Here is a 22,502-nt window from a genome sequence, read left to right on the forward strand (position 1 = left end):
TCCGTCCCCCTGTCCTGCCCGGGGGTGAGCACGATTGGTTGGCAGTGAATGAAAGTATAGTGCCTGCAACGAGAATTGTTGCGCCAAGTGAAAATAGCAATTGCAGCCCACCAAAACGGGCAAATTCCTGTAGGATGACGGTCAGCAGAGCAATTTGATATAAGGGAATTAACCATGGCCGATTACGATGTATTCAACGGCGACGCAGACGGTATCTGTGCTTTACTCCAGTTACGCAATAGCGAGCCCAGATCCGCTCAGTTGATTACCGGGGTAAAACGGGATATATCGCTGCTTAAGCGAGTTGACGCTGGCAGCGGAGACCGGATCACGGTGCTCGATATCTCCATGGATAAGAACACATCGGAGCTGGTCAAGCTGCTGGATAAGGGGGCCTCCGTCTTTTATGTGGATCATCACTTTCCCGGAGATATCCCGGACAGTGAGTTTCTTGACAGCGTGATCAACGAGGCTCCCGATACCTGTACCAGTATTCTGGTGAATAAACACCTTAAAGGTCAGTTTGTTCAATGGGCCATTGTGGGTGCCTTTGGCGATAATCTGAACAAAAGCGCGCGGGCACTGGCAGACAGCATTTCTCTTGAAGAAACTGAGGTGTCTCTGCTTGAGAATCTGGGTATCTACATCAACTACAACGGCTACGGTTCAGACCTGGAGGATCTGCACTTTAGACCGGATGATCTATTCAACAAATTACGACCCTATGCCAATCCAATGGACTTTATCCGCGATGGCAATGAGCATTTCAGTCAACTGGAAAATGGCTATCAGGCGGATATGGCGGCAGCAGAACAGAGTAAACCTGAGGCGAGTACAGACAACAGCGCCGTCTATATCTTACCCAACGAAAAATGGGCGCGACGGGTCAGTGGTGTATTCAGCAATGACCTGGCGAACCGCCACCCTGACCGGGCACACGCTGTGCTGACTGAAAAAGCCAATGGCAACTACCTGGTCAGCGTCAGAGCCCCCCTGAGCAACAAGACCGGCGCCGTTGATCTGTGCCGGCAGTTTGCCACCGGTGGTGGTCGCGCAGCGGCAGCGGGCATCAACGACCTGCCCTCTGATCAACTGGGGGCGTTTATCAGGCAGTTGGAGACTCAGTACACCTAAACTTCCGTGTTCCCGGCAGCATCGGTTGGTCATGTGTGTCACACCCCGCCGTTCTCGGTCGTCTTAACGTGGAGCCCTACAAGATCTGGGGCTTTATCTGAATCCTTTGGAGACGACTTGATGACTGAACGCAATATTCGACAGGAAATCGATGATTTCGAGAGCCACTACGGTTATGACACCACCTTTATGCGAGAGCTGCTGGAGACTTCACCGGGGGGCTACCAGAAGTTCGATGCTTTCTTGCCGATGGCTCACCATAACGAGAAACTGAACGCAGAAGACTTTTGGGTAACCAAACTGGCCGCCATGAGGGTGGCGGACTGTGGGGCCTGTCTGGCTCTGAACGTGAGGATGGCCAGGGAGGCCGGCGTTTCAAAGGAGCTAATCGCCGCGGCGGCGAATGGTGGAAGCCGCTTGGAGGCCTGCTCGAAGGACCTCTATGAGTTCGCCGCCGCTACGGCCTCAAATGAAGTTATTGATAGTGCACTGATGAAACGGATCGAGAGTCGGTATGATAAAGGCGCATTGTTGGAGATCGGGATCAGTGTGGCCTCTGCGGTGGTGTTTCCTACCATTAAGCGGGCGCTGGGATACACTCAGCATTGTCAGCTGATTGAGGATATTACCTGAAATTAGCACGAACAAATTCTCTCGCCATACCCAGTGTATCCGGGGGTGGTGAGAGGAATACCGGGTTTTCTGGCCGATGGTCTTGGTCCGGCAGGACCAACAGCAGTTTTCCCTTGGAATCGTTTGAAACCCACATGGACTGAAATCGGTGCCGGGTCAATACAATGTTTCCCCAGGAAGGGTCCGATAACCACACCCGATTGGCGTTTTGGTCTATGCCCCGTATGACGGAGAAGTGACCTTGCCCTTGGTGCTCCATATGAACAATGGCTGGCATCTTGAGTTTGCTGAGTTGTACAAAGTCAGTTTGCACGCCAACCGAACGAAAACCGAAGTGTTGGATGGCGATTGACAGTTCGGTAAAGGAAGCGGCAAGGTCATTGTTGAGATCCGGTATGAGATTCAGGACCGTGCTTTCATTCACGTCCAGGCCGTAGTGGTATTTTAGCAATGAAGCCAGGCTGGCCGCTCCGCAAGAGTAGTCTTTTTGTTGTTTTTCGATCTGATAGTCTCGCTGGGATTTCCAGTCATTGCGGTCAGGAAGGCCTGGCGGCGTCGCAAGGACGGATTGTGCCAAGATCAGAGAGATCAAGCTTGGGGGGAATTTGATTTTCATTTTTTTTCTTTGATGCTGAGGTCGATGTATTTACTGATAACATAGAACATGGCGTACATTAAGATGACTGGTGAAATTGTTAATGAGAAACAGGTAAACCGAGAAACCAGTGAACAAGAGCTGTCATCAAAGTTCAGAATGAATAGGATTGAACACACGAATGCTGCGGCCACTTCTTTCCACTCTTTCCTTCTCATAGTCCAATAGACATAGGGCCAAGAAGCGATGACAAAAAGAATTGAATTATCACTGTTGATTTCCATTTCAGATTTCCCGTCTCTTCATGAGTGAGTACTCCCCACAATCCCTAAGACATTCGAGTTCGTTAGAGGTTTTATCCGCCAACGAACTCCAAGTATTTGAATAGGTACCAGTTAGCGAGGATCCAATTATCAATACGGTGCAGTTCTTCGTCCGCTGGTTTGATAACTGACAACGTCACTCAGATTTCCAAGCCCAGTAATCGTAATATTGTAATCAGGTAGGCTCGAGGTAATATTCAACGATCCAATAGAATTCATCACCTGAGGTGATACCACTGGACCGGAATAGACACTTGTTGGCACCGAACTGCCACCACCACCACTATCCTGAGATGAATAGTCTAATTCCTCGACTTCCACTGCAGGCTCTCCAACTGCTTTCGATACTCCCGCACTCATCTGCAGGCCCAAGGTCAAGATCTGTACTTGTATATTAGGTACGCCGTATCCCCCAGAAATTGCTCCGATCGCGGCGCCAGTTCCAAATGCTGTCAGTGCGTCTCCTGTAGTGAATTCCTCGTTGTCCTTTGCTGTGACTGAGGCGGTCGTTGCAGTATTGATAATCCCGCCAGAAACCGCTCCAATTGCCGACGCCTTTAGCGCCCCGACCGCCCAGGCCGGCAATGCCACCAAAGGAAAAACGTTCCCCTGCGTCGAATCCATCTGCTCCTGGCTTAATATACCCACGCCACTGACTTGATCACTGAACGCATTATAAAGAAAATCATCCTCCAGCGGCTGACTCAAACCCGCCGTCGCCAGGGACGATATGAACAGAGGCAGAACGGGTAAAGCATAGCAAACATTTTTCAGGTGTTTCATCGTTTATTTTCCTTAATCGTAGAGAGATAGAACTGGCCGAAGTCCCTCCGGCCAGGGAATTTTCCTCGCGAACTTGCGCCAAGGAAGCTGGTTATAAGGATTCATCAAATTTATACGTCAGATTTAACCGCAGTGTAGAGCCACTATCCTCTGAGAGGGCGAAGTCTGTGCTCACTCGTATGGAGAGGTCCTGTGACCAGTGGTACCCCAGCCCCAGAATCAACTCGGACTTGGTGGCATTAATGGAAGCCTCTTCACCGTCCAGCTGGTGCCCCTCGATCCAGCTCCAGCGCAGACCGCCGGAGAGAGTAATCCAGGGGTTCACCGCAAAAGACACGGTCGGCACCAAGGTGACGCTGTCGCCAGGAGTGACGCGGAGATTCGCTACACGGTAGGGCTGATGGCTGCCAATCGAAAGCGATGCCGACAGGAGGATAGGATCCAGCGAACGGTAAGCGGTAATTCCGTATACCCAGCTCCAGGAGTTGTCGCCGCTATCTTCACGTTGGTGGTAGTGGGCGTCAGCGAACGCCAGCAGTGCCGGGTGCTTGCCATTATCCGCGGCGAAACGATGGGTCGCTCCTAATGTCCATTTGCTCATATGACTGTCGCTCATCTGGGACAGATGTGTACCCTGCTGATATCTGGCCTGCATATGCTGCCAGGAACTCTGTAATGAAAGCTCTGTACCCAGCGTCAACCCATACCTCAAGCCCATATTCACGGTCACCAGATCCAGGTTGCTTTTTTGGGCTAACAGCTGCTCGTCAGTTGAATCGTTAAAGTAGTTCACGTCGAGATCGACCCGATAACGGTCATTGGCCGTCAGCAAGTCTTCGACGGTCAATGGCAGTTCGGAACTCTGCGTAAATAGAGGGACTATTGAAAGTGCGATAAGAAAAGCAGCGCGTAGCATGAGTGTCAGCATCCATGTTGTTGACAGTGGTCGTGTTCAGACATCCGATGTCTATTGATAATATCGAGAGGCAGACGTTATTGATTTTCCGGGACGCTGGCAATATTTACAGATCGGTTTCATTCCAATTTATGAGTTGTGCCGACGTCGTATGCAGAGCTGTTTCGGATCTGCTATGCTGCATTGGTGTAATTGTACTGAGAATCAAGGATAGAACGATGAGTATTGTTACAGACTTTTTTTGGTTTCTGATCACCGCCGCACTGATGGTTCCAATTGGCTTACTGGTGTTCGGCGCTGTTGTTACCTGGATTGGTTGGTCCCGCCTACCTGAAGACATTCCCCTTGAAGAACGCAAAGCCGCTGTCAAACAATGGTGGCGTGTAGGGGTTCCATACGGTGGCGGTGTGCTGCTGACCTACTTTCCCATGGGTATGTTAGTGGCGGCAACCACCCGACCGACCGTTAACCACCTGGGCGAGTTTTATACCGAGCACGATGAAAAGTACATCAGCAAGGGTTCCAGCGGGCACCATGTTTATCTGGCATCACCCTACGGCTGGCTGGACTGGTGGAACAACTACGAAGACGGTACCGCCGGTGAAGGCAGCGGTAAACATTCCGCGCGGGTGGGAGGCAATGAATACAGCTGGTGGAACCAATATTCCTGGAGCTGTCGCAACCCCTTTAACAAAGCCAAGCGGACCAGTGATTTCTTTGCCTGCTTCGTCAACGATTGCGAGATTGAGTATTGGGGCAAAGAGAGCCTGAGTGACAAGAATGAAGACCCTGAACAGAAGGGTTGGTACTTTGTCAAAGCCACCCACAAACAAACCGGCAAGGTATATTACGGCTACCGCTCCGTTATTTTGCTCGACGCCAAAGCCGGTGAGAAAGCCCGGGTAAGGCAGGTGAATTTGGGCTTTAAGTTGAAGCCTACCCACGCCAACACCACACAGGATCCGGATGATTTGGATAAAGCGTTTACGCTGCGAATGCAGTGGAGCAGTGAGATTAATTAGTTTCTGAATGTGAACTGGGTGGTTACTGCGAGAGACAGCGCTCGCAGGCACCACCAACTTCGATGACGCGCTCACGCACGGACGTCCACATCACGCCCCCAATACGTTCGTCCATCGGCAAGGCCTGCAAAGCGATATAGTTATGTTTATTCAGTTTGTGATACCAATACTCAGCCAGTAGCACGTTGGCTGAGCCGGTGGCCATGTCTTCATCCATTCCATATTGCGGTGCGAAATATCGAAGCTCGTAATCGTAACGCTCTTGGCTGGATCTATTCGTGGCAATAATAGCCCGCTGTGTATGTTTGCAGATCACCTCCAATTTAACTGGCAGTTGACGTACAGGTTGCTCAAACTCCAGGATCATGTATCCATTGGCGCCGCCGGAGTAAGCCGCCGCTATTGGGGTCGCAGCAAAACAGTCAGTCGCCCAGGATGCTACTTTGGCAGCCTCCATTATTGGACGCTCTACTGAAAAGCCGAATCCGTAGGGTCTTCGAAAGATGGAAGCAGTGAGGCTTTCAGCAAGCAACGGCGGAGCCAGTTGGTTGAGAGTGCCTTCGAGCAGAACACAGGCAGACGCCACCAAACCGGATCCACAAAAGGACACCTCGCGACCATTTTGATACCAACGGGTTTTAGCTCCGGTCTCATCAACAGAACCAATATATGCGAGAGTCCTGGGATTACCCAGGACGTCGCTGCCCTTCGAATACTCACTCAACTGCTGCCATTGAGCGTCGGTGGGCCATGAATCGAGTTCCAGCACTTCGACCCGATTACCGCAATAATTCTGATCGTGAAAGACCTTGTAGGTAGCTCGGCTGCGTATCAAAGTCAATCTTCACTCGCCCGCAAAAGAAAAACGGTAAATAACTGCTCGCCCGCCACCCATTTTCTAACGCTGCGCCAGCCTGCACCCTGGGCCAGCTGAAGGAACTGCTCCGGCGTATACTTGTGGGAGTTCTCGGTATGAATACTCTCACCGGAGTCAAAGTAAAAACGTTGATCTCCAATAGAGACGGTCTGAGCCTTCTGGCTGATCAGGTGCATTTCGATACGCCCTTCGGTTGGGTTATAGAAAGCGTAATGATCGAAATACTCGGTATCAAAATCGGCATCCAGTTCACGATTGATATGGGTAAGAATATTCAGGTTAAACTTCCTCGTCACGCCTTCGCTGTCGTTATAGGCCTTGTGAAGCATATTGGCGGATTTTTTGGTGTCGACACCAATCAATAGCAGCGCCCCCGGGCCGAGTGAAGATCGCACCCGTTGCAGAAAGGTCTGAGCAAACTGCGGCGAGAAGTTGCCGATGGTGGAGCCCGGAAAAAACGCCATGCGTTTGGCGCCGTTCAGGCCCGGCATATTCAGCTCAGCGGTAAAATCAGCCGCCATGGGTTCCACCGTGACTTTTGGGAATTCCTGGCGTAAGTCATCGGCGGCGTTTTCCAGGTGCTCGCCCGCAATATCGATGGGAATAAAGCGCTCGATTTGCGACATATGACGCAACAAGAGCCGGATCTTGACTAGGGAGCCGGCTCCGTATTCCACCACATCCAGAGGCTCTGGCACGATGTGAGAAAGGTCCTGCGCAACTGAGGGCAGCATCGCCAACTCGGTACGGTAGGGATAATACTCCTCCAGCTCGCAAATCTGATCGAATAACGCTGAGCCATAGGTGTCATAGAAATACTTGGCCGGAAGCGATTTCTGGCTTTGCTTAAGACCACTGACAACATCCTGCTCGAATGCCGAGCGCGCGCGGGAGGTGTCCGATACCACGTTTTGTTGCATGTTAACTATCCTTTGCAAGCCGCAGGCCCGTGAATTGCCAACGCTGGTGAGGGTAAAAGAAATTGCGATAACTGGGCCGCATCTGCTCGATAGGCGTCACACAGGAACCGCCCCGCAGGACATACTGTCCCGACATAAATTTGCCGTTGTATTCGCCCACCGCCCCTGGCGCGGGGCGAAAACCCGGGTAGGCCATATAGGGGCTTGCCGTCCACTCCCAGACATCGCCATAGAGTTGCTGAATGCCCGACGCCTGGGCGGCTTGAGGCAGCCAATGCTTGTTCTCCATAAAATTGCCTTCTATGGCATGCTGCCTGGCGACCACCTCCCATTCCTGCTCGGTAGGCAGGCGGGCGCCGGCCCAGCGGGCAAAGGCATCAGCCTCAAAATAGCTGATGTGGCTAACCGCCCGATCCGACTCGACGGGCTGGCAGCCGTAATGGGAAAACTGAACCCAATCACCGTCGATTTGTTGCCAGTACAGAGGCGCGCTCCAACCCTCCTGCTGGCACCGGGCCCATCCGTCAGAGAGCCACAGAGTCGGCTCTGTGTAGCCACCATCTTCAATAAATTCGAGCCATTCCTGATTGGTGACCGGACGACGAGCCAGGGAAAAGGCCCTCAAAAAGGCCTGGTGGCGAGGCCCCTCACAGTCAAAGGCAAAACCCTTGTCTGTGGCACCGATCGAAAACAGACCTTCGTCGAAGGGTAAGAATCTCTGTTCCCCTGTCGAGAATGTGGGTATGGCACTTGGTTGTTCAACCATAGCCGGAACCATGGGATTGAGAGACAGCGCGTGGAGGATATCCGTCAACAGCAGCTCCTGGTGCTGCATCTCGTGGTGCAGTCCGACAGTGATGGTACCTGTCACACCATGCTCTCTGGCAAAACCACGGTCCAGGCGCTCCAGCACCGAGGCATTCACCGCTTCGCGGTATTCCAGCACTCGTTGTAGGCTGGGGCGAGACAGCATGCCACGCTCAGGGCGGGGATGGCGCTCGCCGATGCTATTGTAGTAGGAGTTAAACAGGAAATTGAAATGAGGATCGAACTCTGTGTATTCGGGATCGAACCGCTTAAGGACGAACTGCTCAAAGAACCAGGTGGTATGGGCCAGATGCCATTTGGCGGGGCTGGCATCCTCCATGGACTGCACCACCATGTCTTCGGCGTCCAACCCCTGTATCAGGTCCAGGCTGGCTTCCCGGCGCCTCGCAAACGTTTCCGCAAGCGTCATATCCACATCCTCTGGTGAAGACTCTGTTTTTATTCCGGCTTAATTTAAGAGAATAGTATAGATATTGCGTTTTGATGACGGCTTTCGCTATTTATGCAAAACGCCAATGTAAAAAATCAGAGCCACATAGTGGAGTGATCAGGCCTGGGGGCGTGTCTGTTTGACCGTTTGGCGTCTGGATACACATTTGCGCTTGGTCGTCATCGGCATAGCCGACAAGCCGCAGGGCGCCTTCGATTGGCAACTGTCGATATAAAAAACGCCCCGAACAAAGCCGGGGCCATAAGGGAGAGCGTTACTGGACTGCGAGACCAGCAGCGCGGAAACAGCGGAGAGCGGTCAGAAATTGTAGTCCAAAGAAATACCGTAGGTGGCTGGCGGCGCGTATCCTTTTAACAGCCAACCGAATGCGGGCAGATCGTTCAGATAGGGAGTATATTCCTCTTCCGTAATGTTTTTGCCCCAGATGGATGCCCGCCATTGATCATCCGCAGACCCGATGGAGATCCTGGCATTAACCAACCAGTAAGCTTCCAACAAGTTACTAGGCTGGTTGTTGACTTCCAGATAGTGATCATCCCTCCAGCTGAAATCCGTTGAGAAGATCGCCGTCATTGAATCTCCGATGGGCGCTTCGTAGCGAACCTGGCCGTTAAATGTCCATTCGGGGCTGAACGCCGGGCGATTTCCTTTCAGGCTGACCGGTCCGATGCCAGTGGCCAGGGTCAAGTCGGATTTCACTTCGTTATCCACCCACCCCATACCGGCTTTGAGATCCAGACCTTCCAGTGGACGCCAGTGCAGATCCAATTCTGCACCTATGGTTTCGATTTCTGCAGCGTTGATGGTAATAGGTACTGGCGAGCCAGGGGCATCCACATCGATGTGCCCGTCTCGGAAGTCGTAGCGGAACATAGCGCCGTTTAATCGAAAGGTGTCTTCCATCCAACTCGACTTAAATCCAACTTCATACGCCGTCATTTCCTCTGGTGCCAATGCCGTTAACTCATCCTGTGAGTTCGCGAAAGCAACGCTGAAACCACCACTGCGAAATCCGGTGGATACCGAGGCGTACACCATAGAATCATTGTTAGGCGTCCACTCGGCACTGACCTTGAAGGAAACGTCCTCATCACGACGAACATTACCCCCTTCGATCAAATCCGAACTGGCGATAGCAGCGCCGATGGTTTCCGGTTTCTCTTCTCCACCGAAGTCCGTTATACCCGAACCCCCAAAGGTGCCGCCATTGAGCTCAGTCTCTTCCCAGGTAAAACGGACGCCATTAATAATACGAAAGCTCTCCGTCAACTGAAATTCAAGGTGAGCGAACGCAGCAAAGGCGTCTACCGTTTGATTATAGCGGGAGTAGTTGTTGAGCCCGTCAAAAACATTGGCGTATGCGGTAAGGTAATCCCCATTATAATAGTCATCGTGCTCGTAGAAGAGCCCAATAATGTAGTTATAACGGTCATGGTCCAGATCTGAAGTCAGACGAAATTCCTGTGTGAATTGTTCGAACTCCGTATACCAATACACCTCAATGGACTGAATAGAGCTATTGTCTGAATCCTCCCGCTGGTTTTGGTCAAAGTTCTCGTAGCCCGTAATGGACGTGAGTATGGCATTATCAAATTTATGCTCGACCTTGACCAGTCCTCCAAAGGCTTCGTTGTCCACGGTAAAGCTGAGATTGTTCTGGGTGGTATAGGGGTCATCCTCCCCGGGTTGGTACTGACTGATCGGTGCTCCCGGGTTAAACAACAGATCCAATCCCCGCAGACAATTGGGGGTATTGCCTTTAACGCTCCCGTCCAGATACTCGGGACAGAACCCGCCTTCCAGCTGAGTATTGCCCAGCCCCTCGTAAGGCAACAGTTCCGATCGGTCCTTGCCGTAGTGTAACGACAACAATATCTCTGTGTCTTCGAGATTCCAAAGCAGTTGCCCCCGCAGCCCAATTTCGTCTACCTTGCCTTCGGTGGTACCTCGAGTGGTATTTTTGTAGAAGCCCTCTTCCTGCCTGGTCATATAGCCGGAAAGGCGGCCACTGAGATTATCGGCAATTGGACCTGTTACATAGCCTTCGAAGTTCTGGGTCTGGTAGTTGCCGTAGCCGAGAGTAACGTTGCCAGAAAAAGTGTCCTCCGGTCGCCGTGTGAAAAAATTGACCGCGCCACCGGTGGTGTTGCGTCCGAACAGATCGCCCTGCGGGCCTTTTAGAACTTCTACCCTCTCTATGTCGAATAGAGTCATACCCGTTAAGAAGCCCTTACTTTGATAAACCTCATCCACATGAACCGCGACCGGCGCATCAAGATTGGCCGTGAATTCGTTGAGTCCCAGCCCGCGGATATTAAAAAAGTTGTTGCCCAAGCCATAGTTAACCTGAACATTGGGCACATTGGCGGCGACATTGACGACGTCACTGACATTCATCTCTTTTAACTCGTCGCCACCAAAAGCCGACATAGTAATACCCACATCCTGAACGGATTGAGCTCTTTTTTGTGCCGTAACGATAACCTCTTCGATGGAAAATGCGGACTCTTGCGCATTGATCTGCTGGGTCAAAGCGGTTACACCCAACATGGCCATAACCAGGCATTTGGGTTGTGCGGTCAGTTTCATTCGATCTCTCCTCACTTTATGTGTCGTGTTGTTATCAATATTGTTAGAACTGGTGCCAGTCATAATGACTTTCAAACGCATAGGCCGCGCGATACAAAGTGCTTTCGTCGTAGTGCCTGCCGACAAACATCATGCCTACCGGTAATCCCTCGCTGAGCCCACAGGGAACAGACAATGCCGGGTGTCCGGTGGCGTCCATGGCGCAGGTGTTGCCGATCATTTCGAAGGCGCGTTGAATATACTCCTCTCGAGAGGCGTCCGGCGCCGGCAAAGGGGTGGCTTTCATCGGTACGGTCGGCATCATCAGCAGGTCGTAGTCCTGCAGGTAGCTATCGTATTCGGTACGAAGCCGGCGATTAAGGTTTTGCGCCTTCGCGTAGTAGTAACCGTGATACTTCTCCAACATATACAGACCGGTAAGCATGCAGGACTTGAGAGAGTCCGACAGCTCATCAGCGCGCTCGCGCCAGTTTGCGTGAGCCTGCAACAATTGTGTGTCATAGAGTCCCTTCCAATTGAGGCCTGTACCGTTGCGCAGCATCATCTGCTCCGTCAGTCCCTCCAGGGCAATGGCCAGCCAGACGGATTGACCGATGTTATGCCAGGGTATCGACACTTCGGTAACTATCGCCCCCAGGTCTCTTAGAGCATTGGCCGCCTTCCTGACTTTTTGATCAACGTCCGCTTCTGATTCCGGGCGATCGAACCCCTCTTTCACCAAACCAATACGCATACCTTCGACACCGCCTCTCAGCTGTTGACTGTAGGGCTGTGTTTTTACGTCGTATTGTCTTGGGTCCAGACCGTCCGCTCCTGCAATGGCCTCCAACAGCAGAGCATTGTTATAAACGTTGTTGGTAATTGGGCCCGCGTTGTCGATGGTCGCCTCGATGGGCATGATGCCCGTATAGGGAACGAGCCCCCAGGTGGGTTTCATGCCAACACATCCACACCAGGCAGATGGGATCCGAATGGAGCCTCCCTGATCGCCACCAATCGCAAACTCCAATTCGCCACTGCCGACCAAAGCACCACAGCCAGCGGACGAACCCCCGCTTGAGCGATTATGGTCGTGAGGGTTATGAACCGGGCCCAACGCGGTGGTGTGGCTGCCCCCCGACAAACAGAAGTATTCACAGTGAGCCTTACCTGCGATTTCACCCCCGGCATTCAGAATGCGGGTAACCACCGTAGCGTCGATATTCGGCACGTGATCTGCTAGCGTGGAGGCACCATTCATCATGGGTACGCCAGCCAGGCTGATATTGTCTTTAAGGACAATCCGCTTGCCTTCGAGAATTCCGTGGTTCTGAGTCTTCAGCGCCGTCTTTTGAAACCAGGCATTGAGAGTATTCTCCGATTCGCCGGCGGGACAAAAATCGGGGGCTTCTGACGCTGGTGCCGGAAGATTGTCCTCCAACGAGTCCAGCAGCTCATAGGCTTCTATGTTGGGCTTAATCAGCTCTCGAAATGACTCCAGATCCTCAGGGGAGAAGGACATATTCAGGCGTTCGGCCACAGTTTTAAGCTCTTGCAGTGTCGGAACGGATACAGGCATTGATTTCACTCCGGATTAGCCAGTGTTTTTCCAGAAACAAGCTGGAATTGATTTCCTATTTATCTAATCACTCCTTGGATTTACCTGTCAATATTAATTATTGAATATTGGATATTCTACTAATAGAATATTTACATTGATTGCAGTCGAGTCTTGCCGCCGATCTGCTAATTCCTATTCAGAATAAGGAGTACATCATGCAACATCCCAGTTATCAGCGAGGCGACGAATTGTCGGAGTTCCTGGATGTCACTATTGGCGAATACTTCGATCAGGTCGTCGATAGATTTCCCGACCGTGAAGCCATTGTTGTTCGACATCAGAATATTCGTCGTACCTACCGGCAATATCAGCGGGACATCCACCGACTGGCGTTCGGTCTGCTATCGCTTGGCATCAAAAAGGGAGACAGAGTGGGCATCTGGGGACCCAATTCCTACGAATGGTGCCTGACACAAATGGCGACCGCCAAGATAGGCGCCATATTAGTCTGTATTAACCCCGCCTATCGTTTGCACGAGTTGGAGTTTGCGCTGAATAAAGTCCAGTGCAAAGCCATTGTCTGTGCAGATGCTTTTAAGAACAGTGACTATACCGGCATGTTGAAGTCACTGGCCCCCGAACTGGGTCACTGTTCAGGGGGCCAATTGAAAGCTGATCGCCTGCCATCACTGGAATTGGTTATTAAAATGGGGAACCAACCGGAACCGGGGATGTTGAATTTCTGGTCGATTTGTCATGCGGGTGAGACAGACTCCTCAAAACCCGGGCAGTGGGCACATGAACTCCCTCAACACATTGATACCGGCCTGAGACTGATTGCCGATGAGCTTAGCGCCGACGACCCCATCAATATTCAGTTTACCAGCGGCACCACCGGCAAGCCCAAAGGGGCCACCTTGACCCATAAAAACATCCTCAATAATGCCTGGTTTACCGGGCAATACCTGGGCTTTAGTGAGCAGGACAGGCTGTGTGTACCTGTGCCGCTCTATCACTGTTTTGGGCTGGTATTGAGCAGCCTCACCTGCATGGTACACGGCGCCGCTGCCGTATACCCGAACGACGCCTTTGAACCGGTGAGTGTTCTGCAAACGGTCGAAGAAGAGTCCTGTACCGCACTGCATGGGGTACCGACCATGTTTATCGCAGAGCTCGAGCTGGAGAGTTTTCGGGAGTATGACCTCAGCAGCTTGAGGACCGGTATTATGGCCGGCGCACCTTGTCCGATCGAAGTTATGAATCGGGTCATCGAGGAGATGCATATGAAGCACATCTTGATTGGCTACGGCCAGACCGAGCTGAGCCCGATCAACCACATGACAAGACCTCAAGACCCCATCGAAAAACGTGTCGAAACGGTCGGTCAGGCCGTTCCCGGCCTGGAGGTGAAGTTGATCGACGATAGCGGCAACATCGTACCCAGAGGCGAGCGCGGAGAGGTTTGTACTCGTGGTTATTCCGTTATGCAAGGTTACTGGGGGGATGAACAAGCCACCCTTGAAACCATTGACGCACAGGGATGGTTGCACTCTGGTGACATTGGCATCATGGACGATGAAGGCTATGTAAGCATCGTTGGGCGCAGCAAGGATCTGATTATAAGAGGTGGAGAGAATATCTATCCTCGGGAAATAGAAGAATTTCTGCACGGTCATCCACAAGTACTGGACGTTCAGGTATTCGGCATACCGGATCAAAGGTTTGGTGAGCGCGTTTGCGCCTGGATTCAACTACAGACTGGAGCCGACGTCTCCGAACAAGACATTAAGTTATATTGCAGAGATCAGATCACACACTTCAAGATACCCGCCTTGATTCGCTTTGTGGAATCATTTCCCATGACCATTACGGGTAAAGCCCAGAAGTTTAAAATGCGCGAACTCGAAATAGAGCGGTGTTCGGCCAGCTAGCAGAGCAGTCAAATCAGAAGGCAAAGGATTCCACATGTTCAAAAAAGAGTCCGTTTGCCTTCACAATATGCATTGCTGAAGTGGTGTGATGCCGACTCGAATAAAGTTCTCCCCGAGGCCCACTAAATGGCGTATAACCGTCGGACTTCGCTTCCATTTTGCCGGCATCCATAGAGCGAACACCTTTACTCAGCTCCGAGAGCAACATGATACCCTCGTAGCAGGACACGGCGAATTGGTTCAAAGCGGGAGCTTCCTGACCGAACGAAGCGTAGTAGTATTTGCAAAAGCCTCGAGCAGCTTGAGTCTCGAGATCGGCGTAATAGCTCATCGCGGAGTACATATTCTTGGTATATTCAGCACCAATGGCGTAAAGCATGTTCTCCTCGATGGCACCACAATAGCGAATGATATCTCGATCGAGCCCTCTTTCTCCAAACTGCCGGTTAAATTGAATACTGCAATCTCCGAGCAAATTCACCACGACAACATCCGGCTGAAGATTCTCTATATTATCCAGATGTTCAGCATAGTCTTCTGTCGACAAGGAAACGTATTCTTCTCCAACGATTTGGTTGGCAGGATTGCGGTGCAAACAATCTTTGGCAAAACTATTGGATACTCTCGGCCAAACATAGTCGTTACCGATAAAATACCAGCGGTGGGCATCAAAATTTTCCTCCAGCCAACCTATTATCGGCTTGACCTGATACTCTGGTGTATCGCCAGTGGTGTATACACAGGCGTGCGACTCTTTGCCTTCATACATGGGCGTATAAATATAGGGAATACGCCCTGCGACCACTTGCACCAGCGCCTGGCGAACATCACTGGCGTGCATGCCAACGATGGCGTCCAGCCTATTGTTCACCAGCAGGTCACTGGCCTTGCGGGCAACTTCCAGCGGGGAACCGCTGGAGTCCACCAAATGTAAATGAACCTCTTTGCCGAGAATCCCCTGATAGTCATTCAGCTCTGCCGCAGCCAGCTGGGCACACCGCTCGCTTGACGGCGCCCAAAGGCCCATGGGGCCACCATAGGGTATAAATAGACCGACGTTAATCTTGTTGTGTGTACGGTCTGCTAGTCTGTTCATCTGCGATTCTGTTCTTGTGTTTATTACCTCTGGTTTTAACCAGACAGGTCTTTTATGGAAACTTACAGCTGACAAGCGTGTATCCAAATGTCATCAGGCTGGATAACAAGTCTAGCATATCTCCATCCACACGCATTCTGGACAATCCAGCCCAGCTAGCAGACATTATCGCTTTCGATAATTGAAGTCTAGTTATTCCACATGTAGAATAGTTTCTTACTTAAAAATTTCCATCTCCCGAAAGAAAGCGTAGCAACATGTCACAGCCCGGAACATCCAGCCTGGCCAAATTGATTTTTGAGGCCGAGCATTACGTCAACAAGCAGTTAGACGCTTTTTTGAAATCACAGGATCGGAAAATCACGATCGAAAGCTGGCTCGCAATGGATACATTGAGCAATGATCAAGGCAAGTCGATGAAGGAGCTGTGCGACAACCTGCACATCAACGACTCCACGCTGACCAAGCTTATCGATAAGATGGTAAAGAATGCCCTGGTGTATCGTCGCCCAGACCCAAAAGATCGCCGCAAGGTGTTGGTGTATCTTTCCGCCAGAGGCAAGAAGCTGCACGAGCGATTGAGCGCCGGTGTTGACGCCTGTTATAACGATTTGTTCATTGATTACAGCACTGAAGATGCCCACATGCTTAAGACTCTATTGTCGGACTTTGTGGATCGAAGTCGAATTAGATAGTGTCTGTGGAAAATATCGCCCAATAACCTGGACGGCCGATCGTTGAAAGCCTTCATTTCCCTGATCCTATTTCTCTCCATTGCCTCCCAGAGCTGGCCCTTATATGCCGGGTGGTTTTCCTGGTCGGAGAAGAAACTCGCCAAAGAAGTTTTGCGTATCGACCGTGACCTCAACAAGAAACGCTGGCAAAAAGTGATAGACAGGGCTCAGAAGGTCCTGCCCCATTGCGTCGAGATCCACAGCGAACGTCATCAGCGCTGCATTACCATGCTGCGCAATATTAATTTGGGCTACGAGAAGACACGGCGCTTTAATCCCGATGCCAAACAGATTAAAACGGCCTACGAGCTGGCGGTGACCGAGCTGGGCAGTCGTCATATCACCACTCAAATGGCCCGGGATTATTACTACAAGTACCTTCTCTTTATTGAGAACTATAAAAAAGCCCTGCCGCTGGTCAAGGAGATGATTGATGCGGAAACGGCTGGCGCAAATGATCAATTTGAAATTCTGGAGCGGGTGACACAATTGTATGCGCTTCACGGTTTGCTTGAGCAATGGCCGGAAGAACAAGCAGCGCTTGAACGACTATTGACGATGACGGCAGACTTGGTAGGTGATGACAGTGAAGACTACACAAAAACCGCTGAAGCGCTTGCCGTCAACTACTGCATTCAGAAGAAATACTTCGAGTTCTTCGAACTCGTCAACCGGCTGAAACTTGAGGCATCCTGCCAACTTGACTGACAAATTCCAGTTTGGCTGATGAATTATAGAACCTGGGGCTTGTCTCGATACCTGATTACCTTGGGCCTGGCACTCAAAGGGGAGAGAAGTAGATACCATTTTATGTACGTATGTTATATATTTGGTCGGACAAAGGAGAGTCTGTATGGACATGCATAAAGAAGTCACCGAATGCCGAGCCCGGTTTACCGCGTTTACCAGATCTCTGGATGCGCTTTCGGAGAGGATTCTTTGTGAGGAGACTTTCAGTTTTTTCCAAGAAGGCACGACAGTTCCTGTCCAGGGCCCTGCCGCAAGGCAAGCCATTGTTGAGCATTTGCGAAACTTCCGATGGTCGGGGCTCGAGATACTGGACACTCCCCTGGATAGGCCGGATATATTCGCCGCGATGGCCTGCTGCCAAAAAACCCTGGAACAAATCCGGGCTGTTAATGAGAAAAAACAAGCCTTTAGGCAGTTTCACCACCGGGTGCGAAAAGGTATTTTGGACCAGCCCGGCAAAGTCAGCCGAGATGCCACAGATGTCTTTCGGCGCATCATTTTGAAAGCCATCGACGAAGAACTTCTGAACCTGGCTGCCGTTGATCGCCAGATTCCCCAATCCGAGTACCCATTGTCACGCATTGTATGGCACTACAACACCACCGCCGCCTCAAGTCGAAAAACAATGGCCGACGCCAAGGCTACGCTGGCTGCCTGGATGGAGACCGTAGGCGACGCACGTTTTGAATTGTTGAATCAGGAGTTAGCCTCTATCGAGCACTTACCCAATGATTTGCCCGTAGCCTACTGCCCTCGACAACCGGTAACCGCGCTAAAATTTCGGGCAACGGGTCATGATCAGACCAATGAATTGGTCAGATACGCAGACTATGGCCGTAACCCTGTTTTCTTTCCATCGGGCAGTGGCGACCCTGAGATTAAGCTACCCCCGGAAATCACCGGAGAGAAGAAAATCCAGGGGCGTGGCCGCAAAAAGTCCATCTCAGATAGAAATGTCACCCCCTCTTTAGAGAAATGGTTTTACTATCTTGATAAAGATTAAGTGGCCAAACCCGGTAGAAAGAACACACTATTCCTTAGAAAAAACTGGACTGGAGACTTAGGTACCATTCTCGTCCGCGTGCGAATACGCCTTCGGCGTAGCCGATTTGCAGATTTTCGTTGGCGGAGACCAAATAGGCTTCATCGGTCAGATTGGTGACACCGCTGATCAGCTCCCACTTGCCCGTTTCACTGGCCAAGCTCAAGTGAGCATTGGTCACGGTATAGGCTTCTTGCACCACATCTGATTCATTTTCCGCGGTCCCCTCCGTTCTCGACTTGTAGGCAACATCCAGGTGAGGCGTAAGTGTCCATCCACCACCGAGATCAAACGCGTAGGACACCGACAAACTGCCAGACCACTCGGGAATTCGTGCAAATTCGTTGGAGCGGGGAAAGCGGACTTCCGGCGAGAATTTTCGGTAACGCGCATTGAGGTAACCTACCTCACCCGAAATAAGCAATGATTGTATGGGAACGAAGGAAAACTCCAGTTCAACGCCGGAAATCTCAGCCTGCGCGGCATTTTGAGTGATCGTCGCCCCACCGGTCACGTCGGAATTGGTACTGATCTGAATATCTGAGTAGTCGTTATAAAACAATGCGCCACTGATGCGCAGGCCCGCATCTTTGTCAGTGTATTTGACCCCCAACTCATAGAGGTCCACATATTCGGGGGCGTAGCCAATGGCTTCCAGGCCCGGTGTAGGTTGCAGGTAACGGGAATTAAAACCACCGCTTTTGAATCCCTCTGAATAGCCCGCGTAAGTCATTAGATGCTGGCTCCAGTCGTAGGAAATTATGGCTCGATGGGTGGTTTCGCGGTAATGCGCAGATGCGCTTGGGTCATCGACCAGGACGTCTATCGCCTCTGCCCCAATCAATCGCTGCAGCGTGCCATACCCGTTGCGTTCGCGGGTATGCCGACTGCCCAGTGTAAGATGAAGATCGTCGACGATATCGTAGGTGATTTCGCCATAAATCGCCCAGCTCCGATTCTCCACTTTGCTAAACAGATTTCCGTCCTGCAATCGTCCATCGAGTTCGGGCAGAACAATCCGGGTCAGATCACTGGCGGACTCTTCGAAGTAATATAACCCCGACACCCAGTGAAATCGACTGTCACTGGTATCCCCCGTCAACTGGAACTCCTGACTTAACTGATCCTGACGTAGAGCATTGGAGGTAGAAAAAACATTGAAGGGCGTGTGATCGGAGTCCCTCTGAAATGATGCCCTCAATTCACGATACGCGGTGAGAGAACTCAACAATCCCCATTCACTTTCATAATCCAACCGCAGAGAGCCACCGTAAAATTCGTTGTTACTTTTACTTGGAAAGGTGCTGGCGGTTCGATGCTTTGATGAATTCAGCCATGCGGGTCCAAAGCACAGCCGGCTGGAATTTTGAATTGCTGAGCTACAGCCTTGCTCTGCGGCCTCTCCCATAGGGGCGAAATTGGTTCTCAACGCGATCTCGGCGTCTGCAAATAGATTGAGCGGTACGTTGGCTGCGCCATTTTCCTGATTGCGGTTGAAATCGGAATCGAGCGACAGCGTCAATAGTTCGCTAATATTCCACAGGATTCGGGATCGAACAGCCAGGGCATCATCATCACCCAATGCCGCACCATTACCATCGGTGACGTAGCCGTCACGCTTTCTGATGGAAACATTGTAACGACTAAACAGGGTTTCGCTTAGGGGCAGATTTAACATGCCGTGGACGTCGCGGCGTTGATTTTCCCCTAGAGTGATAGACAGCGCCGCGTCCAAGTCTTTCGCTGGCGACTTTGAAATAAACTGGACGGCACCACCAATGGTATTGCGACCATAGAGTGTGCCTTGAGGCCCTCGCAAGACTTCCACTCGTTCCATATCGAACAATGCTTTTGTGGCGCCGATTGTGCGCGCAATGTATACGCCATCCACATAGATGCCAACGCCGGGATTCACGTTGATGGTAAAATCCAGTTGGCCAATGCCCCTCAGAAACAGCGCCATCGCATCGGAATTACCGGAGATCGGAGAAACCGTGTCGATATCCAGATTGGCCACCGCCCGCGACAGTTGCGAAGCGTTTTCCAGTTTTCTCAACGTCAATTCGTCGTCGGTAATGGCCTTCACTGACAGAGGCGCATTTTGCAAGTCTTCGGCCCGGCGGCGGGAGGTAATCGTTACCTCTTCGATTTCAAAGGTGGCGACCTCGGTTTCTGATTCTCCGGTTGAATCTTCCTGCAGGAGAAGGATTACGATAGCACCTTTGTGTCCCCGCTCAAACGTCAGCCCGGAGCCCTGCAGCAAAATCGTCAGTGCGTCCTCGTTGGTAAACTCTCCAATCAACGTGCGGCTTTTTCTGCCACGCACCAGTTGATGCGCAACAAATAATGCTTGCTTGGACTGTTTGGAAAACGCCTTGAGCGCGTGGCGCATGTCCTGGGACGGAATGTTAAATTCCGCCGCCAGTGCCGGTGTTGCCCATACGATGGTGAAAAGTAACAAAACAAAAGCATGCGAAGCCCGACGAATGGTCTTCGAATGACCGGGGTCCAGAGTTGCGATGCGGTTTTTCAACAGTGTCGGACCCAAAATGTATTATTCTTGTAAGGCGCGATCTCGAAAGATAAACACATTGCCATCGCGATGACGCCACTTTACCCCCGCCGTCTGCCGAAGGCCATAGAGTAGGGATTCCAGATCTCCGATATCGAAGTAAGCATCAATCTTGATCGATTTAAGTGATTCATCCTGGATGATCAACTTCTTAACCGAATAGCGATTGACCTCCTCCACCAGCTCCGCCAGGGAAGTATCCGTAAAGCTGAGTCGACCGTGTTGCCACTGAGTCACTTTGTCGACGTCCTCAATCACCCGGGGCTCGGAGATGTCTTTTTGGGAAAAAAGCAGGCTTTGATTGGGCGCCAAAACACGACTATCTGCGGTGGCGTTGACTTGTACCTTGCCCTCCAGCAGGGCAACCAGAACCCTCTCATGCTTCTCCTCTTTGCGGATCGTAAACCGGGTTCCCAGCGCAACCACCTCACCGCCATCAACATCAACGGTGAATGGCCGCTCTTTATCGTGAGCAACCTCAAACAATATCTCACCCCGGGTCATCACCAGTTTTCTGCCACTTCGGGAATAACTCACCTGCACTTCGCTTTGGGTATTTAACGTGATTTCAGACCCGTCAGACAGCAACACAGACTGCCGCTCCCCGGTGGCCGTCCGATAGACGTGGCTCTCTAACCCAAAATAACCCAGGCCCATGGGGCCGGCAAGTACCACCAGTATGCCCAGTACCGCGACACACGCCGCCTGCAACAAGACCCTCCGCGAGCCCCACTCGGATAATCGTGTGATACCCGCTGATTCGCCAGGAGGCACCAGTGTATTCGCAATATCCGGGTCCTTGCCCAATTGACCCACCACCTCCCAGGCTTGTTCGCACCTGGCGTAGGCAGCTTCGGCCATGGGGTCCTGAATCCACTCCAGAAAGGCATCATACTGCTCCTCGGTGGCGGATTCCCCGTCACTGATAACCAAGTACCATTGCACGGCTTCGTCGTCGAGGGTGGTCCTGGATTTCAACGGCTTGCTCAATTCTTTACTCCGGTTTCTTTAATTGCCCTCACTTGGCAATAAACAAATGCTTCACTCAAATAACGTTCTACAGTACGCAGCGGTATGTTCAATTTGTCCGAAATGGCTTTGCAGGTCATGCCCTCCAGCCGTTTCATCAGGAACACCTTGCGCTTTTTCTCAGGCAGCTCCATCAGTGCCTGCTTCATCAGCAGCATCTGCTGTGCCAGCTGCAGCGTGTTTTCCGGCGATGCTTCCAGCGTGGGCAAGTTATCCAAATCGACGTCTTCACGGGCCTGCTGATTCTGCCGGTGCTCCCGCCGGTAGCGATCACGCACCAGATTGGTGGCAACCGACAGCAAATAGGCCTTTGGTGTATCCACCAGCTTTTCCGGCTGATTCTGCCGAATCACCCGAAAATAGACGTTTTGCAATTCATCCAGCGCCTCATCCTGGGTATAACCATGCCTCCGGAAGAAACCAGTGATCACACTGTTGTACTGCCGGTAGATTTCCTCATAAAACTGCTGACTCTCACGAGTCAGGGTGTTTTGCGGCAGGGATGTACATTTGTTCGCCATGCTTATGTCGTTCTATTAGCGTCGTTATTGTATATAGCCGATCGTTATATCGGGCAATTCACCTCTCCGTACTCTATAAAAACGTCCCACTTTTGAATTCCCGCCAATATTTTTCGAAAGACGTTAAAAACATCCAAAATGTCAGATTTTCAAAGAAACTTTGGCGGGAACCCGAAAACCCGGCGTTTACCTAGGGGTGTCATATCAATAACGAAA

19 protein-coding genes are annotated in these 22,502 nt (G+C 51.4%); 7 read left to right on the forward strand and 12 right to left on the reverse strand.

The window, feature by feature from the left end:
* Positions 1 to 174 precede the first annotated feature (174 nt).
* Together HBA55_RS03455 and HBA55_RS03460 are read left to right on the forward strand one after the other, a co-directional pair.
* The gene (locus HBA55_RS03455) at positions 175 to 1,134 is read left to right on the forward strand and encodes a DHHA1 domain-containing protein (RefSeq protein WP_166987083.1); all 960 of its coding nucleotides are present in this window, start codon (positions 175 to 177) and stop codon (positions 1,132 to 1,134) included.
* 120 nt (positions 1,135 to 1,254) lie between these two features.
* A complete protein-coding gene (locus HBA55_RS03460) occupies positions 1,255 to 1,767 on the forward strand; it encodes a carboxymuconolactone decarboxylase family protein (protein ID WP_166987086.1) in 513 nt (170 codons plus the stop codon).
* Here the strand turns inward: HBA55_RS03460 and HBA55_RS03465 are convergent.
* The 3 genes from HBA55_RS03465 to HBA55_RS03475 all read right to left on the reverse strand — a co-directional run bounded on the left by HBA55_RS03465 (position 1,760) and on the right by HBA55_RS03475 (position 4,384).
* Positions 1,760 to 2,383: a C39 family peptidase gene (locus HBA55_RS03465; protein WP_166987089.1), complete on the reverse strand. Its 624-nt coding sequence runs from the start codon at positions 2,381 to 2,383 to the stop codon at positions 1,760 to 1,762. The two genes, HBA55_RS03460 and HBA55_RS03465, sit on opposite strands and share 8 nt — an antisense overlap.
* 392 nt (positions 2,384 to 2,775) lie before the next feature.
* Positions 2,776 to 3,468 carry a hypothetical protein gene (locus HBA55_RS03470; RefSeq protein ID WP_166987092.1) on the reverse strand — a complete coding sequence of 231 codons (693 nt, stop codon included), beginning with the start codon at positions 3,466 to 3,468 and terminating at the stop codon, positions 2,776 to 2,778.
* A gap of 91 nt (positions 3,469 to 3,559) precedes the next feature.
* Entirely contained in the window at positions 3,560 to 4,384 is an 825-nt protein-coding gene (locus tag HBA55_RS03475; protein WP_166987095.1) for a TonB-dependent receptor, read from the reverse strand.
* Positions 4,385 to 4,602: 218 nt separating this feature from the next.
* Between HBA55_RS03475 and HBA55_RS03480 the strand changes: the two genes are divergently transcribed.
* On the forward strand, positions 4,603 to 5,406 hold the full coding sequence (locus HBA55_RS03480) for a DUF7338 family protein (RefSeq protein ID WP_166987098.1): 804 nt from the start codon (positions 4,603 to 4,605) through the stop codon (positions 5,404 to 5,406).
* A 22-nt stretch (positions 5,407 to 5,428) separates the two neighbouring features.
* Here the strand turns inward: HBA55_RS03480 and HBA55_RS03485 are convergent, their stop codons facing one another.
* The 5 genes from HBA55_RS03485 to HBA55_RS03505 all read right to left on the reverse strand — a co-directional run bounded on the left by HBA55_RS03485 (position 5,429) and on the right by HBA55_RS03505 (position 12,629).
* On the reverse strand, positions 5,429 to 6,247 hold the full coding sequence (locus HBA55_RS03485; protein ID WP_166987101.1) for a PhzF family phenazine biosynthesis protein: 819 nt from the start codon (positions 6,245 to 6,247) through the stop codon (positions 5,429 to 5,431).
* The gene (egtD, locus tag HBA55_RS03490; RefSeq protein WP_166987104.1) at positions 6,244 to 7,203 is read right to left on the reverse strand and encodes an L-histidine N(alpha)-methyltransferase; all 960 of its coding nucleotides are present in this window, start codon (positions 7,201 to 7,203) and stop codon (positions 6,244 to 6,246) included. The genes HBA55_RS03485 and egtD overlap by 4 nt, the downstream gene beginning before the upstream one ends.
* Before the next feature lies 1 nt (position 7,204).
* Positions 7,205 to 8,440: an ergothioneine biosynthesis protein EgtB gene (gene egtB / locus HBA55_RS03495; protein WP_166987107.1), complete on the reverse strand. Its 1,236-nt coding sequence runs from the start codon at positions 8,438 to 8,440 to the stop codon at positions 7,205 to 7,207.
* Positions 8,441 to 8,779: 339 nt separating this feature from the next.
* Complete coding sequence (locus HBA55_RS03500; protein ID WP_166987109.1) at positions 8,780 to 11,071, reverse strand: TonB-dependent receptor; 2,292 nt, start codon at positions 11,069 to 11,071, stop codon at positions 8,780 to 8,782.
* A gap of 43 nt (positions 11,072 to 11,114) precedes the next feature.
* Complete coding sequence (locus HBA55_RS03505; protein WP_166987112.1) at positions 11,115 to 12,629, reverse strand: amidase; 1,515 nt, start codon at positions 12,627 to 12,629, stop codon at positions 11,115 to 11,117.
* Between the two features lie 197 nt (positions 12,630 to 12,826).
* Between HBA55_RS03505 and HBA55_RS03510 the strand changes: the two genes are divergently transcribed.
* Complete coding sequence (locus HBA55_RS03510; protein WP_166987115.1) at positions 12,827 to 14,542, forward strand: AMP-binding protein; 1,716 nt, start codon at positions 12,827 to 12,829, stop codon at positions 14,540 to 14,542.
* A gap of 13 nt (positions 14,543 to 14,555) precedes the next feature.
* Here the strand turns inward: HBA55_RS03510 and HBA55_RS03515 are convergent, their stop codons facing one another.
* Positions 14,556 to 15,638, reverse strand: a complete 1,083-nt coding sequence (locus HBA55_RS03515; RefSeq protein ID WP_166987118.1) for a substrate-binding domain-containing protein — start codon at positions 15,636 to 15,638, stop codon at positions 14,556 to 14,558.
* A 257-nt stretch (positions 15,639 to 15,895) separates the two neighbouring features.
* Between HBA55_RS03515 and HBA55_RS03520 the strand changes: the two genes are divergently transcribed.
* From HBA55_RS03520 to HBA55_RS03530, 3 genes are all read left to right on the forward strand, one after another.
* Positions 15,896 to 16,333: a MarR family winged helix-turn-helix transcriptional regulator gene (locus tag HBA55_RS03520; RefSeq protein WP_166987121.1), complete on the forward strand. Its 438-nt coding sequence runs from the start codon at positions 15,896 to 15,898 to the stop codon at positions 16,331 to 16,333.
* Positions 16,334 to 16,375: 42 nt separating this feature from the next.
* On the forward strand, positions 16,376 to 17,080 hold the full coding sequence (locus tag HBA55_RS03525; RefSeq protein WP_166987124.1) for a hypothetical protein: 705 nt from the start codon (positions 16,376 to 16,378) through the stop codon (positions 17,078 to 17,080).
* Between the two features lie 145 nt (positions 17,081 to 17,225).
* Positions 17,226 to 18,125: a hypothetical protein gene (locus HBA55_RS03530; protein WP_166987127.1), complete on the forward strand. Its 900-nt coding sequence runs from the start codon at positions 17,226 to 17,228 to the stop codon at positions 18,123 to 18,125.
* Positions 18,126 to 18,159: 34 nt separating this feature from the next.
* Here the strand turns inward: HBA55_RS03530 and HBA55_RS03535 are convergent, their stop codons facing one another.
* The 3 genes from HBA55_RS03535 to HBA55_RS03545 are packed head-to-tail and all read right to left on the reverse strand — an operon-like array spanning position 18,160 to position 22,286.
* A complete protein-coding gene (locus HBA55_RS03535; RefSeq protein WP_166987130.1) occupies positions 18,160 to 20,712 on the reverse strand; it encodes a TonB-dependent receptor in 2,553 nt (850 codons plus the stop codon).
* Positions 20,713 to 20,718: 6 nt separating this feature from the next.
* Positions 20,719 to 21,726 carry a FecR family protein gene (locus tag HBA55_RS03540; RefSeq protein ID WP_166987133.1) on the reverse strand — a complete coding sequence of 336 codons (1,008 nt, stop codon included), beginning with the start codon at positions 21,724 to 21,726 and terminating at the stop codon, positions 20,719 to 20,721.
* Positions 21,723 to 22,286, reverse strand: coding sequence for an RNA polymerase sigma factor (locus HBA55_RS03545; RefSeq protein ID WP_166987136.1), 564 nt, complete (start codon positions 22,284 to 22,286; stop codon positions 21,723 to 21,725). The genes HBA55_RS03540 and HBA55_RS03545 overlap by 4 nt, the downstream gene beginning before the upstream one ends.
* Between the last annotated feature and the right edge of the window lie 216 nt (positions 22,287 to 22,502).

The organism is Pseudomaricurvus alkylphenolicus (assembly GCF_011683955.1).
In the GTDB taxonomy this organism is placed as follows: domain Bacteria; phylum Pseudomonadota; class Gammaproteobacteria; order Pseudomonadales; family Cellvibrionaceae; genus Pseudomaricurvus; species Pseudomaricurvus alkylphenolicus.

Excerpts from the sequence above, each read along its gene's own strand:
- HBA55_RS03455 (WP_166987083.1), top strand. The coding sequence starts at position 175 with ATGGCCGATTACGATGTATTCAACGGCGACGCAGACGGTATCTGTGCT.
- HBA55_RS03460 (WP_166987086.1), top strand. The coding sequence starts at position 1,255 with ATGACTGAACGCAATATTCGACAGGAAATCGATGATTTCGAGAGCCAC.
- HBA55_RS03465 (WP_166987089.1), bottom strand. The coding sequence starts at position 2,383 with ATGAAAATCAAATTCCCCCCAAGCTTGATCTCTCTGATCTTGGCACAA.
- HBA55_RS03470 (WP_166987092.1), bottom strand. The coding sequence starts at position 3,468 with ATGAAACACCTGAAAAATGTTTGCTATGCTTTACCCGTTCTGCCTCTG.
- HBA55_RS03475 (WP_166987095.1), bottom strand. The coding sequence starts at position 4,384 with ATGCTACGCGCTGCTTTTCTTATCGCACTTTCAATAGTCCCTCTATTT.
- HBA55_RS03480 (WP_166987098.1), top strand. The coding sequence starts at position 4,603 with ATGAGTATTGTTACAGACTTTTTTTGGTTTCTGATCACCGCCGCACTG.
- egtD (WP_166987104.1), bottom strand. The coding sequence starts at position 7,203 with ATGCAACAAAACGTGGTATCGGACACCTCCCGCGCGCGCTCGGCATTC.
- egtB (WP_166987107.1), bottom strand. The coding sequence starts at position 8,440 with ATGACGCTTGCGGAAACGTTTGCGAGGCGCCGGGAAGCCAGCCTGGAC.
- HBA55_RS03500 (WP_166987109.1), bottom strand. The coding sequence starts at position 11,071 with ATGAAACTGACCGCACAACCCAAATGCCTGGTTATGGCCATGTTGGGT.
- HBA55_RS03505 (WP_166987112.1), bottom strand. The coding sequence starts at position 12,629 with ATGCCTGTATCCGTTCCGACACTGCAAGAGCTTAAAACTGTGGCCGAA.
- HBA55_RS03510 (WP_166987115.1), top strand. The coding sequence starts at position 12,827 with ATGCAACATCCCAGTTATCAGCGAGGCGACGAATTGTCGGAGTTCCTG.
- HBA55_RS03515 (WP_166987118.1), bottom strand. The coding sequence starts at position 15,638 with ATGAACAGACTAGCAGACCGTACACACAACAAGATTAACGTCGGTCTA.
- HBA55_RS03520 (WP_166987121.1), top strand. The coding sequence starts at position 15,896 with ATGTCACAGCCCGGAACATCCAGCCTGGCCAAATTGATTTTTGAGGCC.
- HBA55_RS03530 (WP_166987127.1), top strand. The coding sequence starts at position 17,226 with ATGGACATGCATAAAGAAGTCACCGAATGCCGAGCCCGGTTTACCGCG.
- HBA55_RS03545 (WP_166987136.1), bottom strand. The coding sequence starts at position 22,286 with ATGGCGAACAAATGTACATCCCTGCCGCAAAACACCCTGACTCGTGAG.